This window comes from Caulobacter sp., assembly GCF_039596335.1.
Lineage (GTDB): Bacteria > Pseudomonadota > Alphaproteobacteria > Caulobacterales > Caulobacteraceae > Caulobacter.
Window position 1 is genome coordinate 134,320 of the sequence record NZ_JBCNJZ010000011.1, and the last position, 14,007, is coordinate 148,326.

Sequence of the window (14,007 nt, forward strand, 5' to 3'; positions counted from 1 at the left end):
GGTGAAGCCAGCGCCCTTTATCGTTCCGGGAAGAGCCCTCAGTCCTTCAGGTGCCGTTCGCGGTTCTCGAACAGCTTCTGGTCGGCGAAGCCGGCGACGTCGGGGCGGCCGCGGCCCAGGACGACCTGGAGGTAGCAGTCCTCGTCGGTCTCGTTGACATAGCCGTGGATGACGCCGGCCGGGCAGGAGATGCACTCCCACGGGCCCAGCTCCCTGGAGACGCGGCGGCCGTCCTCGTCGTCGATGAACACCACGCAGCGACCCTTGAGGATGAAGAACACCTCCTCGACCTCGTGAGTGTGCGGCGCGTTGCCCTGGCCGGGCGGCACCAGCATGATCGACAGGGTGAAGTTCTCGGCCGGAATGATGCCGGCTGCGTCGTGCTTGCCCGAGGCGCCGGCCCCGATGAAGCGGTGCTGGGCGCGGCGATAGCCCTCGATATTGGCGTCGGAGAAGGCGTCCCAGTCGGGCACGCGGGTCTCGAACTTGGCGATGTACTTGTCGGCGATCTCTTCGAGCGTGGCGTTCTCGAGATGGGCGGGGCGGGCGTGACGGGCGGCCATTGGTCTTGGTTTCCTTAGTCTGGATCAGAGAACCGCGTCGGCGACCTTGACGGCGTCGATCATGCAGGCGCGGCGGATGAAGGCGTCGTGCAGGTCCGGGGTGATCCCGGCCACGCGGATGGCTTCCAGATTGGCGGCCCGGACGGTCGGATCGGCCTCGCCCAGGGTCTTCTTGTTCTGGATGCTCTGGGCCTGGACGAAGTCGGTCTGGGCCTTGCGCCGCTGGCGGGTGTAGCGGTCCAGAAGCGGCTCGGCTTCAGCGCCCTCCAGGAGGATCTGGGCCAGCTTCTCGGTCAGGTTCACGGCGTCGTGGATGCCGCCGTTCATGCCCATGCCGCCCACCGGGTTGTTGACGTGGGCGGCGTCGCCGGCCAGCAGCACCCGGCCCTTGTTGAAGCTGGAGGCCACGCGCTGGTGGACGCGATAGGTCGCCGCCGTAGCGATCTCGTAGCGGCCGGGCTTGGGGCAGAACTTCTGCAGGCGGGCCTCGATGAAGTCGGGGTCCAGCAGCTCTTCCTCGGTCTGCTCGGGCAGGGTGGGGCCCACGGCGCGCCACTGGCCGTCGCCCTCGGGGCCGCGGGCCTTGAAGAGATTTAGCCACTCGTCCGGATCGGCGAAGTAGTTGCGATTGTCGATCTCGGGCCGCAGCGTCGTGAAGTCGAAATAGGTGTCGATCTTCAGGAAGCGCTCGGGCCAGGTGAAGCCTTCGAACTCGAAGCCGGTCAGCTTGCGCACCGTGCTGCGGGCGCCGTCGCAGCCGACGATGTAGGCGCCCTTGATGATCTCCTCGGCCTGGCCGTCGGTCTGGACGCGAGCCTTCACGCCGTCGGCGGTCTGTTCGATGTCGATCAGGCGGGTGCTCATCCGCACTTCGGCGCCGTCGTCGGCCTGCAGGCGCGGCACGATCGTCTTGACGATCTTGTACTGCTCCCACTGCAGGACATACGGGTGGCTGGGGACATCCTGCATCTCGCGGATGTCGAAGCGGGCCACCAGGGCGCCGGTCGGCCGGTCCAGATAGTTGAAGACCGGGGACACCAGCCCCTGCATCAACCCGTCTTCCAGCAGACCCAGCTGGCTGAGCATGGCGACGGTTGGGGGATGGCAGGAGGCCGCCCGGCAGTCGATCTCGGGCTCGGCGAGCGCCTCGATCAGGATGACCGGCACGCCCTTGCGACGCAGCGCCCAGGCGAGCACCGCGCCGATCGGGCCGGCTCCGACAATGATGACCTTACGCGGGGAAGCCATGAGCGCACTCCATTGAACGGAGATACGCTATGGCTCGAATCTTTGTATGACAATCATATAAAGTTTAGGCTGTCGGGACGCAGTCCCGGCTGCCTAAGAAGCGACCTTCTCCGCCCGGTTTTCGTCCGCTTCCAGGCGGGCGACGATGGCGGCGCGGGAGTTGCGCAGGTGCTGGGCCATGGCGTGGGCGGCCTTGTCGCCATCGCCGGCGGCCACGGCCTCGACCATGGCGTCCCACTCGCTGAGACCGCCTTCCATCCGGCCGGGCTCGGACATCGACATGGCGCGCAGATAGTTGACCCGGGCCAGCAGCGGGCGGGCGACTTCCGAGATCACCCGGCTGCGGGCGCCTTCCAGGATGGTGTTGTAGAAATCGCCGGCCATGGCGGCCAGCTGGCGCGTCTCGCCCTTGGCGGCGGTCTTGGCGATGGTCTTCTGGATCTTGACCAGCAGCTTGACCTCGTCGGCGCTGGCCAGCGCGACAAAGCGGCGGATCGCCATGGTTTCGAGCATTTCGCGGATCAGATAGATGTCTTCGGCGTCCTTGGCGGTGATCACCGCGACGCTGATGTTGCGGCGCTTGCTGACCTCGACCAGGTTTTCCGACTGCAGCTGGCGCAGGGCCTCGCGCACCGAGGTGCGGGAGACGCCCATGGCCTCGCAGAGTTCGCGTTCCACCAGCCGCGCGCCGGGCGGGTACAGACCGGTGCTGATCGCGTTGCGCAGCTTTTCCAGCGTATAGTCACGGACCAGCGACGGGGTCTCGATGATGCGAAGGTCTTCGTATTCCAAGGCGTCCTCAGCTTTTCCATGCGGCTTCGGCCAAGCCTGATTGTCTGCTTATCCTACAAAGACTCACCGGGCCGCGCATAGCGCAAAGATCAAGTCCTGCGAGCGTTCTCCTTGATCAACCGCAAGGCGGGTAGGGCGATTCCCAGGCGGGCGGTCTGCAGCAGGCTATAGGCGGTCAGGGCCGAGGTCTTGGGATTGGTGGCCGAGGCCTTGCCGAAGATCTCGAACAGGAAGCGTCCGAACGCGCCGTCGGCCTCGATCACGCCCAACGGATCGGTGACCTTGCGCGACGAGACCAACCGCACCCGGGTGTCGTCCAGGCCGATGCCCGCCAGCGACACGGCGATCGAGACATTGGCGTTCTTGGGATAGCCCAGGGCGGCGTCGCGGGCGCTGCCTTCGAAGAACACGACCTCGTCCTGCGCGTGGTCCAGGTCGATCAGCTGCTCGGCCGGCGTGCCGCGCCAGGCTTCCGGCGGCTTGTGCGAGGTGTAGGTCACGGTCGACAGCCCGGCCAGGCGCGCGGCCGACAGTCCGTCCAGCCCGGCGATCGCCCCGGCCGGCAGCAGCACGCGGCCGCCGCCCTTCGCCTCGGCCGCCGCCAGCGTCGCGACCATCTCCGCATCGGCCAGCACGCCCACCGACGAGACCAGCAGGTCGACTCCCGCCGCCAACACGCCGGCGCCGTAGTCGCGCACCGACTGATGGCCGGCGCATTCCAGGACGATGTCGGGCTTGGCGGCCAGCAGGCCCTGCAGGTCGTTGACGATCGGCGCGCCGTCGGCCTCGCGACCGGGCCGAACCAGCACGGCGACCAGCTGATGGGCCTCGCCCAACCGCGTCATTTCCTGAGCGATTTCACGCCCGATCGCCCCGTAACCGATCAATGCCAAGCGTTCGCCGACCACCATCCTGCCTCTCCGACTTGCGTGATGAAGATAATATCGTATGACAAAGATCCGCCTCTTGGGCGACAGGTTTCGGCTCGCGGATCGGAAAGTGATGAACAGTCAGGCGCCCAATGGGCACAAGACCAAGGTGGCGATCATCGGATCGGGCAATATCGGCACCGATCTGATGATCAAGGTCATGCGGTTGTCCAAAACGCTGGAGATGGGGGCCTTCGTCGGCATCGACCCTGAGTCGGACGGCCTCAAGCGCGCCGAGCGTCTGGGCGTGCCGATCACCGCCGGCGGCATCGACGGCCTGGTGGGACTGCCGGGCTTCGCTGACATCGCCATCGTCTTCGACGCCACCAGCGCCGGCGCCCACAAGCATCACGACGCGGTGCTGCGCGCCCACGGCAAGCAGGTGATTGACCTGACGCCCGCCGCGATCGGCCCCTACACCGTGCCGCCGATCAATGGCGCGGCGCACCTGGATGCGCCCAACGTCAACATGGTCACCTGCGGCGGCCAGGCGACGATCCCGATGGTCGCCGCCGTCGGTCGCGTGGCCAAGGTCCACTATGGCGAGATCGTCGCCTCGATCGCCAGCAAGTCGGCCGGTCCCGGCACCCGCGCCAATATCGACGAGTTCACCGAGACCACCTCGCGCGCCATCGAGACGGTCGGCGGCGCCACGCGCGGCAAGGCGATCATCGTGCTGAACCCGGCCGAGCCGCCGCTGATCATGCGCGACACCGTCTATTGCCTCTGCGACGACGCCGACACCGCCGCCATCGAGGCCTCGGTCGAGGCCATGGTCGCCGAGGTCCAGGCCTATGTTCCCGGCTATCGCCTGAAGCAGAAGGTGCAGTTCGAGCGCCTGGGCGACAACGCCCCGCTGTTCATCCCCGAGATGGAGCGCAGCTTCACGGGCCTGAAAGTCACGATCTTCCTCGAGGTCGAGGGCGCGGCCCACTACCTGCCGGCCTATGCCGGCAATCTGGACATCATGACCTCCGCGGCGCTGAAGACCGCCGAGGCCATCGTCGCGCACCGCGCTGAGAAGGCGGCCTGACCATGACCGACAAGAAGCTGTACATCCAGGACGTCACCCTGCGCGACGGCATGCACGCCATCCGTCACCGCTACTCGGTCGACCACGTCCGCACGATCGCCAAGGCCCTGGACGAGGCCAAGGTCGACGCCATCGAGATCGCCCACGGCGACGGCCTGTCGGGCTCGTCATTCAACTACGGCTTCGGGGCCTGCACCGACTGGGACTGGATCGAGGCGGTGGGCGAGGTGCTGACCCACGCCAAGCTGACGACCCTGCTGCTGCCGGGCATCGGCACGGTGCATGACCTCAAGCGCGCCTACGACATGGGCGTGCGCTCGGTGCGGGTGGCCACCCACTGCACCGAGGCCGACGTTTCCAGGCAGCACATCGAATATGCCCGGGGCCTGGGCATGGACGTCGCCGGCTTCCTGATGATGAGCCATATGAGCCCGCCCGAGGCTCTCGCTCAGCAAGCGCTTCTGATGGAGACCTACGGCGCGCACTGCGTCTATGTCACCGACAGCGGCGGGGCCATGACCATGGACGCCGTCGCCGCGCGCCTGCAGGCCTATGACCAGGTGCTGAAGCCCGAGACCGAGCGCGGCATCCACGCGCACCACAATCTGAGCCTCGGCGTGGCCAACTCGATCGCCGCCGTCCAGAACGGCGCCATCCGCGTGGACGCCTCGCTGGCGGGCATGGGGGCGGGTGCCGGCAACGCGCCGTTGGAAGTCTTCATCGCCGCCGCCGACGTCTATGGCTGGAACCACGGCTGCGACCTCTTCAGGCTGATGGACGCCGCCGAGGACCTGGTCCGCCCGCTGCAGGACCGGCCGGTCCGCGTGGACCGCGAAACCCTCAGCCTGGGCTATGCCGGGGTCTATTCCTCGTTCCTGCGCCACGCCGAAAAGGCGGCCGAGGACCACGGCCTGGACGTGCGCACCATCCTGCTGGAACTGGGCAAGCGCCGCATGGTCGGCGGCCAGGAAGACATGATCACGGATGTTGCGCTGGATTTGGCGAAGGCGGGGTAGGGCGGCGTTCGAAGCTCTGAATCCCAACCGTCATCCCGCGCTTTATGCGCGGGACCCATGGTTCAGCTTGTGCGTGCGAGCTTAGGTCCGCACTTCACGTGCGGCGGACAGATGGGTCCCGCGCATAAAGCGCGGGATGACGGGCGTAGGGCAGGGGGTGAACGTCTAAGCGTTTGCTCAGCGTCTTGAAGCGACGCCTATCCCCGCATCTCCACGAGCATAACCGCCCCTCCGCATCAACAAATCCAACGCCTTACCCCCGCCACCCTCGAGCCCATCCAAAATCGACGCATCACCCCGAAAACCGCCCCCATACTTCTCCTCGTCCCATCGCGGGGGAGGGCGTCCGGCCGGCGACCGAGCGAGCGGTGGGGGTGATCGAGCGGGAAGCGCTGATCGGGGGTCTTAGGGCCGCCCTTGCGACGGATCTGGACGGGTTCCCTGAAACATCGGGACGAAAGCCAGCCGCCAGGGGTTCGATCGGCGCGGCAGGCGCGGGCTGAAATCGCCCGCGCGGTCCGGAGGGAACGCAGGCCTTCCGCCCGCCTGGGGCCTCTTTCGGAAGCGGGTTAAGACCCCGCGCGTCGAAGGCTCTGGAACAACGAGCACGCGGAGCGCTCCGGCCTCGGCCGAAACGGTACTCCACTAAACACATCTCCGGGCCCAGCCCGGACGCTCCGCCGCCTCCCCAAGCTCGCCGTTGAAGACCGGCGAGGGCGCGATCTTGCGCCTACTCGGCGGCCGCGCGCGCGGTGAAATAGGCCAGAAGCCGATCGACGAAATCGGTCACCGCCGCCTCGGCGGCATCCGGATCGCGGTCCTGCAGGGCCTGCAGGATCCGGGCGTCGCAAGCCAGGGTCAGGTCACGGTTCTCGGAGGACTCATGGATGCGGCCGCGCATCGTCTGGAAGACGTCGTCGACCATGCCGGCGCAGCGCCGCAGCAGAGCGTTGCGGCACATCTCGCGCAGCAGCACCCGGAACTCGGCGTTGGCGTCGATGAAGGCCTTGGCCTTGTCGGCCGCGTGGGCCTTTTCTTGTTTTTCGTGCGCCTTGGCCAGGGCGCGGATCTCGTCCGGCGTGGCCTCGATCGCGGCGTGGCGCGCCAGGCGCGCGTCCAGCAGGCGGCGCATCTCCAGCCGGTCCAGGATGTCCTTCTGGGTGTCGATCGGGACCAGGAAGCCGCGCTCCTGCTGGGTCAGCACGCCCTCGCGCGACAGCTGCAGCAGCACCTCGCGGATGGGGGTGCGCGAGACGCCGTAGGTCTCGGCCAGCTGGGTCTCGACCAGGCGACGGCCAGGCTCCAGCGCGCCTGACTGCAGCTCCTCGCGCATGCGGCGATAGACCTGGTCGCGCAGCCGTTCCCCCGGCGCGATGTCGCCCGTCTTCCTGACCATCCCCGTCTCCGTCGGAATCCCTTTGCTGGCTTAGGGGAGGGGCGGCGCCAACGCAATCGGCATGCTGTATGCAATGACGGCGTTCGATGATGAATTTCTGCATACTGTATACAAAGAAATTGAGCTTCATCAAGCAATCTGCTTTGTATGACAAAGCCGGTCGGCGAGGCCGGCGTCATCGCTTTTTAGGGGGAGGGCGACCCGCGGAAGCCGGGCGTCCACGGACCGGAGTTTTCTTCATGGCCTACAAGACCATCACCGCGTCGAAGCTGACGCCCACCCTGGGCGCCGAGATCGGCGGCATCGACCTGTCGCAGCCGCTGTCGGCCGATCAGCTGGCCGACCTGAACCAGGCGATCGCCGACCACCAGGTGATCTTCTTCCGCGACCAGGACCTGGATCCGGCCCGGCTGAAGCGCGTGGGCCAGTATTTCGGCGAGCTGCAGGCCCACGCCCTGAAGGGCCTGCCGGACCATCCCGAGGTGCGCAAGCTGCACGCCGACGAGACCTCCAAGCACGTGGCCGGCGAGGAATGGCACACCGACATGTCGTGCCTGGCCGTGCCGCCGATGGGCAGCATCCTCTACATGCACACCCTGCCGACCCTGGGCGGCGACACGATCTTCGCCAGCATGTATGCGGCCTATGACGCGCTGTCGCCGGGCATGAAGACCTATCTGGAGACCCTGACGGCGACCCACGACGGCGCTCTGGCCTTCGGCCGCTTCGATCCCGAGGGCAAGTTCCCCAAGGCGGTGCACCCGGTGATCCGCACCCATCCGGTGACCGGCAAGAAGGTGCTGTTCGTCAACCGCGGCTTCACCAGCCACATCAACGAGGTCAGCCGCGAGGAGAGCAACGCCCTCCTGCAGTACCTCTATAATCACGCCGAAAACGCCTACTGGCAGGTCCGCTTCCGCTGGACGCCGCACGCGGTGGCCTTCTGGGACAACCGCTGCACCCAGCACCTGGCCGTGTGGGACTACTTCCCGCAGCTGCGTTCGGGCTTCCGCGTGCAGGTCGAGGGCAATCCGGCTCACTACTAGGGTCCCACACCCAGCAAAAGGGCCGCGCCTCGAAGGAGGCGCGGCCCTTTCTCTTTGGGCGAAGGGATGATCCCGGTCAGGTGATTGAGATCGCCGCGCCCCGCTTGCGCTCGCCATAGGGGCGCAGGACCAGCATCAGCAGCGCCGCCACGATGCAGACCGGCGCGCCGATCGCCAGCATCACCTGGTACGAGCCGGTGGCGTCATAGACCCCGCCGAAGGCCACCGGGCCCAGGCCCATCGCCACCATCACCGCCGAGAACAGCACGCCGAAGATCCGCGCGAAGGCCTTCAGGCCAAAATAGCGGCTGGTCAGATAGGCCAGCATGTCGACCTCGGCCCCCAGGCTGCCGCCCAGCAGCAGGGCCGGGACGATCAGCGCCCAGGTCGGCAGCGGCACGGCCAGCAGGCCCATGCCCAGCGCCGACAGGCCGAAGAAGATCACGGCGATCTTGCGGGCGTCGAAGCGGTCGATCAGGAAGCCGATCAGCACCCGGCCGCCGAAGGTGGCGAAACCGAACAGCGAGGCCATGCTGGCGGCGGCCTCGGGCGTCAGACCTCGGTCGGTCAGCAGCGGGACCATGTGCGGGATCAGGCCGTACAGCACGAAGGCCAGGCCCACGAAGATCGAGGCCAGCACCCAGAAGTCGCGCTTGGCCATCGCGCCCTTCAGCGTGTCGCCCTGGCTTTCGGCCGGATTGGCCTCGGCGGTCGGCGTGTCGGAATCGATCGGCGCCTCGCCCTCGGTCTTCTCCTTCAGCAGGAACAGCACCATGGGCAGGGTGACGCACAGCATGATCAGGGCCAGGGCGACATAACAGCCCTTCCAGCCGAACTGGTGGATCGCCGCCTGGCCGACCAGGGGCACATAGGCAAAACCCAGGCCCGTGCCGCTGCCGGCGATGCCGATGGCCAGGCCCCGCGAGCGGTCGAACCACGAGGCCAGGATGCGCATGTAGGGCACGCTGTTGGCGCCGGCGGCCAGGGTGCCCATCAGCACATAGGCGGCCATGAACTGCCAGGCCTTGGTCACCACCAGCGGGATGGCCAGCAGGCACAGGCCCAGGGCGATCACCGACGGGATCAGGACGCGGCGCGCCCCGAACTTGTCGACCAGGCCGCCGACCAGCGGCAGCGACAGGGCCGTGCACAGCATCATCAACGAGGCTGCGCCGCTGACCTCGCTGCGGCTCCAGCCGAACTGGTCCTGGAAGGCGTTGATGACCAGGCCCAGCGAGGCCAGGCCGAAGGCGGCCGGTCCGGTTGAGATGCCGAACAGGCAGATGCCGATGATCAGCCAGCCCTTGGCGCCGAGCGGCTTGCGGACGGGCGGGGCGGCGACGGTGTCGAGCGCATCAGCGGTCATGGGTTCACCAGCTCCACGAACACCGGCGCGCCGTCGGCCCGATAGACCTTGCCGCCCTTCATGACGAACTTGACGCGCTCCAGCTCGGTGATGTCGGCCAGTGGGTCGCCGGCCATGGCGATGATGTCGGCGTAGCGGCCCGGCGCGACGGCCCCGATGTCCTGCGAGCCGATCAGCTCGGCGCCGGCGGCGGTGGCGGCGGTGATGACCTCGGCCGGGCTCATGCCGGCCTGGACCATCAGCGCGCCTTCCTTGACGTTCTCGCCCTGGCCGGTGTCGCTGCCGAAGGCGATCTTGACGCCGGCGGCATGAGCGTTGGTCAGCTTGGTCAGGCTGGAGCCCATGGCCAGCACCTTGGCCACGGTCGAGGGGTTCAGCGTCTCGGGCCGGTTCTTGGCCGCGTCGTACAGGCGCTGGGTCGTCAGCAGGGTGGGGATGAAATAGGTCCCCTTGGCCTTCATCAGCTTGAAGGACTCGGCGTCGGCATAGGTGCCGTGCTCGATCGAGTCGACGCCCAGGCGGACGGCGACGTCGATAGCCGCCTTGCCGTGGCCGTGGGCCGCGATCTTCATGCCCAGGGCATGGGCCGCGTCGACGGCGGCCTTGATCTCGGCCTCGCTCATCAGCTGGGCCTTGGGATCGTCGCCCTGGCTGACGACGCCGCCGCTGGGCATGATCTTGATCTGGTCGGCGCCCAGCTTGTGCTCCTTGCGGGCCAGCTTGGTCACCGCGTCGGGACCGTCGGCGATGCCGGCGCCCCAGTCGCGGCGCGAGACGTCCTCGGCATAGCCGTGGCTCCAGTCATTGTGGCCGCCCGTGGGGCCGATGGCCTCACCGGCCACCCACATGCGGGGGCCCGCGACCGAGCCTTGGTTGATGGCCTTCTTCATGGCCACGTCGATGCCCGACAGCCCGCCCAGGTCGCGCACCGTGGTGACGCCCGACTGCAGGATCTTGCTGACATTGACCGTCGAGGCCAGGGCCGCATCCAGGGCCGAATTGGTCACCGCCTTGGCGATGCCGTTGCCGGTGCGGCTGAGCGAAGTGACATGGGTGTGCGAGTCGATCAGGCCGGGCATCACCGTGGCCCTGGATAGGTCGATGACCTTGGCCCCGGCCGGCGTGACGAAGCCTGGCTCGACCCCGGTGATGCGGTCCTTGGCGATCAGGATCGAGACCTGCTCGCGCGGCTTGGTGGTCAGGCCGTCAATCAGGCGGCCGGCGTGGATCACCGTGTCCTGGGCCTGGGCGGAACCGGCCAGCGCGGAGGCGGCCAACAGTACGGAAAGGGCCGCCTTGCGGCGCCCGCGTCTAGCATTTTGGGTAATCAAGGAAATCGGCCTTTCCGAGGCGGGTCCCGCCCCTGTCGCATACGGTATGCAATCGAGTTGAGGGGGCGGACGGCAAAGCGGCGTCGCGAAGCCGATGGCCGCGCGGCGCCTGAAAATTGATCAGGATCAAGCGGCTTGGGCTGTCGTCCGCGCGAAGGCGACGACCTGCCGGCCGACCAGTTCCAGCTGCTCGCGGACCTTGGTGTCCTGGCACTGGCCCTCGGTGTCGAACAGGCCCGGCGCGCTCTGGACCGAGGCCCCGCAGGGCGTGGGCCAGCCGCGCATGGCGTGGACGATGGCCCGCAGGCCGGCCAGCACCGGTCCGCCGCCTTGCGGGCCATAGGCCGTGGCGATGCAGCCGACCGCGCAGCCGTCGAAATAGACCCGCGGGTCGGCCCGCATCTCTTCCATCAGGTCGATGGCGTTTTTGACCATGCCCGAGACGCCGCCGTGATAGGCGGGGCTGGCGATCACGAAGCCGTCGGCGGCCCGGCAGACCGCGATGAACTCCGCCTCGGCCGGGGAACGGGGCGCGGCGGGATCGTAGTGCGGCAAGCTGGCCAGGAAGGCGCCGTCGAACAGCCGGACCTCCGCCCCGGCCGCCTCGGCGGCGGCCAGGCTGACCTTCAAGGCCAGTTCGGTGGTCGAGCCGGGGCGGGTGGCCCCGCCGATGCCGACGATCAGGGGGCTCATTGTTGCTCTTCCGTCTGCGGGGCGGGGGTCTTCGGGCTGAAGATCCAGTCGATGCGATCGTCGGTCAGTTTCTTCGGCGTGGCGGCCTTCCAGCTCTCGGCGGCGTTGACGTCGCCCTTGCCGTCATAGGTCGCGACCTGCGGATAGGCGAAGAGCGGGCGCTGACGCATGACGGCGCCGGCGGCGTCCTTCTGGGTGGCGACCACGCCGTCCGGCGCCTGGCCCTTCTCGACCCAGGCCATGACGGCCGGCATGAAGTCGAAGGTGTTGGGGGCGTTGCCGCCGCGGCAGTGGAACATGCCCGGCACCATGAACAGGCGGAACCAGCCACGCGTCTTATCCAGCCCGCCCTGACGGGTGTGGACCTGGGCGTAATAGTCCAGCGTGTTCAGCGGCGAGACGCCCTGGTCGGCCCAGCCGTGATAGATGATCAGCTTGCCGCCGCGCGCCTCGAAAGCCGTCAGGTCCGGCGCCTCGCCCGGCGCGACCGGGTCGTAGCGGGTCAGGGCGTCCTTGATCTTCGGGATGTCGGTGTCGAAGTCGAAATCGCGATAGGTGAACGACGCGGGCGGATTGGGCGTGAAGTTCAGGAAGCGCTGGGCGCCGTCGGCCAGGGTCAGGCGGTCGTCGCCCTTCCAGGCGCCTTCGCTGCCGAAGGTCTCGCCGCCGGGGAACAGGCGTTCGCCCTGGCTGTTGCGCGGGCCGTCATAGACCTTGGCGGCCGCCGCGATCTGGGCGTCGCTGAGGCAGGTCGCGCCTTCGCCGCCGTCCTTGCAGCGCACGGTCTTCAGGTCGAACTTGCAGGCGCGGGGATCCATGATGATCCCGTCCTTGACCCCGTCGATCCCGTCGCAGGCGGCGATCACCGCCTGGTGCAGCACCTGCAGCGTCGCGTCGGACATCACCGGGGTGTTGTCAGGTTTCAGCAGGTACTGGGCGTCCCAGGTGTTGGCGATCGCGCCCAGGCGGCCGGCGAAGGCGGGGTCGCCGGCGATGATGCCGTCGAAGTCGCCCGGATAGTGCTGGGCCTCCATCAGCCCCTCGCGCCCGCCCGTCGAGCAGCCGCGGAAATAGGAGAAGGCGGCCTTTGCGCCGTAAAACTTCTCGACGATGGCCTTCGAGGCAATGGCCGAGACGTGGGTGGCGCGGCGGCCGTAGTCGCGGCGGGCGTCCTGGCTCTCGCCCCACAGCGGATCGCGCAGGAAGTGGCCGACATGGCCCATGTTGTTGGCGCTGACGGCGAAGTCCTTGGCCAGCACGTCGCCGCAGTTCTGGATGTTCACGCCGCCGCAGAAGCCGCCGCAGCCGACCTGGAAATAGCGGCCGTTCCAGGTCTTGGTCGGCAGGCGCAGCTGGAACTGGATCTGCGGCTGCACATAGCCACTGATGTCGCAATATTCCGGCACGCCGTTCGCCGCCGGAACCAGCTTGGCCGCGGTGATCGAGGTCGGCGCGCCTTCCAGCCGTGATAGGTCCCAGGCCACCAAGCTTTCGCAGGGCGCCTTGGCCTTCAGGTTCGCATCCGTGGACGCCTTGCCCTGCGCCGCCGCGCCGGATCCCCACGCTGTCGCCGCCCAGCAGGCGATGGCCATGATCCACAGCTGCCGCCAGCGGCCAATCAATCGCATCATGTCGAGCAGTCTCCAGTTGCCAGAACTGAAGCACATTGTATGACAATCAGACGATGCTCAATGATGATGATGTCGGGCGGATGCGATCGTTCAAGGCGCCTAAAAGGTGAGCTGAGGCTGCCTAAGGCGGCGCCATAGCGCTGGGGCGAAAGCCGGGAGCGCCGACGCTCTTCACTGTGGGCGAGACGATGATTTGCGGCCGCGGCCGAGCCCGGCCCCCAGCCGGGCGGGAGAGTGTGATGACCGAGCCGAAAGCCGCCCTCGTGGCCACCGAGCCTACGCCGAGAGTCGGGCCACGCGCCCCGCAACACCTGATCGTCGTGCTGGGCCCGCACAGAGCGCACGCTGACGATCTGATTCCGATCGCCGACGCCCTCGTCAGTCGCGTTCCCCACGCGGCGGCCGTGATCCTGACGCCGCCGGGAGGGGCGGGATGGTTCATCGAGACCGGCGGACCGTCCGACGAGGCGGCGGTGGACGCGGCCTTGGCGCGGCTCTGGCCCAGGATCCTCAAGGCCTGCGAAGCCGAAGGCGTCTCGAGCGACAACCTTTCCGTCTTCGGCTTCGGTCAGGGGGCGACCCTGGCCATCGCCGCGGTCGCCGCGGGGCTGCCGTTCGCCTGCGTCATGGCCTTGGCGGGGCGGCTCGTCGGGCCTCCGAAGCCAAAACAACCCGGTGCGCCGGATCTTTTCATGTCGTGTGGCGAGCGCGACGCCATCACATCACCGACCGAAAGCCGTGACGCAGCCGAAACCTTCAGCCGACACGGCTACGATGTAGCCCTGATCACGGCGCCGCAGCTTGATCACGCCATCGATCCCGAACAGATCCATCAGGCGGCGTCCTTCCTGCGCGGAACGATCGTAGGCCGGACGCTTGATCGAAGGGACCCCTCTTAAGGCCCTGACGCGGGCACGTTCATCGGGCGAGGCGGGCATTCAGCATCCGAGCATGGCCGTTCTT

Annotated in this window: 13 protein-coding genes; 4 read left to right on the forward strand and 9 right to left on the reverse strand. The window is 67.7% G+C overall.

The genetic code is table 11. The features are described from left to right. Window positions 1-38: 38 nt before the first annotated feature. The 4 genes from ABDW31_RS21775 to ABDW31_RS21790 form a co-directional block, all read right to left on the reverse strand. Complete coding sequence (locus ABDW31_RS21775) at window positions 39-563, reverse strand: cupin domain-containing protein (protein WP_184720484.1); 525 nt, start codon at window positions 561-563, stop codon at window positions 39-41. A gap of 24 nt (window positions 564-587) precedes the next feature. Further along, entirely contained in the window at window positions 588-1,811 is a 1,224-nt protein-coding gene (locus ABDW31_RS21780; protein ID WP_184720482.1) for an FAD-dependent monooxygenase, read from the reverse strand. A gap of 93 nt (window positions 1,812-1,904) precedes the next feature. Further along, window positions 1,905-2,603 carry a GntR family transcriptional regulator gene (locus tag ABDW31_RS21785; RefSeq protein WP_184720480.1) on the reverse strand — a complete coding sequence of 233 codons (699 nt, stop codon included), beginning with the start codon at window positions 2,601-2,603 and terminating at the stop codon, window positions 1,905-1,907. A gap of 89 nt (window positions 2,604-2,692) precedes the next feature. Beyond that, window positions 2,693-3,514, reverse strand: coding sequence for an aspartate dehydrogenase (locus ABDW31_RS21790; protein WP_184720478.1), 822 nt, complete (start codon window positions 3,512-3,514; stop codon window positions 2,693-2,695). Window positions 3,515-3,605: 91 nt separating this feature from the next. Here ABDW31_RS21790 and ABDW31_RS21795 point away from each other — a divergent pair, with 91 nt between their 5' ends. Together ABDW31_RS21795 and dmpG are read left to right on the forward strand one after the other, a co-directional pair. Next, entirely contained in the window at window positions 3,606-4,565 is a 960-nt protein-coding gene (locus ABDW31_RS21795; protein WP_343699550.1) for an acetaldehyde dehydrogenase (acetylating), read from the forward strand. 2 nt (window positions 4,566-4,567) lie between these two features. Further along, window positions 4,568-5,581, forward strand: a complete 1,014-nt coding sequence (dmpG, locus tag ABDW31_RS21800; RefSeq protein WP_184720474.1) for a 4-hydroxy-2-oxovalerate aldolase — start codon at window positions 4,568-4,570, stop codon at window positions 5,579-5,581. A gap of 730 nt (window positions 5,582-6,311) precedes the next feature. Here the strand turns inward: dmpG and ABDW31_RS21805 are convergent. Next, entirely contained in the window at window positions 6,312-6,977 is a 666-nt protein-coding gene (locus ABDW31_RS21805) for a GntR family transcriptional regulator (protein ID WP_184720472.1), read from the reverse strand. Between the two features lie 239 nt (window positions 6,978-7,216). Here ABDW31_RS21805 and ABDW31_RS21810 point away from each other — a divergent pair, with 239 nt between their 5' ends. After that, the gene (locus ABDW31_RS21810; protein ID WP_184720470.1) at window positions 7,217-8,023 is read left to right on the forward strand and encodes a TauD/TfdA family dioxygenase; all 807 of its coding nucleotides are present in this window, start codon (window positions 7,217-7,219) and stop codon (window positions 8,021-8,023) included. Window positions 8,024-8,099: 76 nt separating this feature from the next. Here the strand turns inward: ABDW31_RS21810 and ABDW31_RS21815 are convergent, their stop codons facing one another. The 4 genes from ABDW31_RS21815 to ABDW31_RS21830 form a co-directional block, all read right to left on the reverse strand. Beyond that, on the reverse strand, window positions 8,100-9,389 hold the full coding sequence (locus tag ABDW31_RS21815; protein ID WP_184720468.1) for an MFS transporter: 1,290 nt from the start codon (window positions 9,387-9,389) through the stop codon (window positions 8,100-8,102). Then, window positions 9,386-10,666, reverse strand: coding sequence for an amidohydrolase family protein (locus tag ABDW31_RS21820; RefSeq protein ID WP_221444701.1), 1,281 nt, complete (start codon window positions 10,664-10,666; stop codon window positions 9,386-9,388). Before ABDW31_RS21820 ends, ABDW31_RS21815 begins: the two co-directional genes overlap by 4 nt. 180 nt (window positions 10,667-10,846) lie before the next feature. Further along, window positions 10,847-11,413: an NADPH-dependent FMN reductase gene (locus ABDW31_RS21825; RefSeq protein WP_184720466.1), complete on the reverse strand. Its 567-nt coding sequence runs from the start codon at window positions 11,411-11,413 to the stop codon at window positions 10,847-10,849. Further along, a complete protein-coding gene (locus ABDW31_RS21830) occupies window positions 11,410-13,044 on the reverse strand; it encodes a tannase/feruloyl esterase family alpha/beta hydrolase (protein WP_221444700.1) in 1,635 nt (544 codons plus the stop codon). The genes ABDW31_RS21825 and ABDW31_RS21830 overlap by 4 nt, the downstream gene beginning before the upstream one ends. Window positions 13,045-13,283: 239 nt before the next feature. On the opposite strand from ABDW31_RS21830, the gene ABDW31_RS21835 reads away from it, so the two are divergent. Further along, on the forward strand, window positions 13,284-13,943 hold the full coding sequence (locus ABDW31_RS21835) for a hypothetical protein (protein ID WP_184720464.1): 660 nt from the start codon (window positions 13,284-13,286) through the stop codon (window positions 13,941-13,943). The last annotated feature ends 64 nt before the right edge of the window (window positions 13,944-14,007 follow it).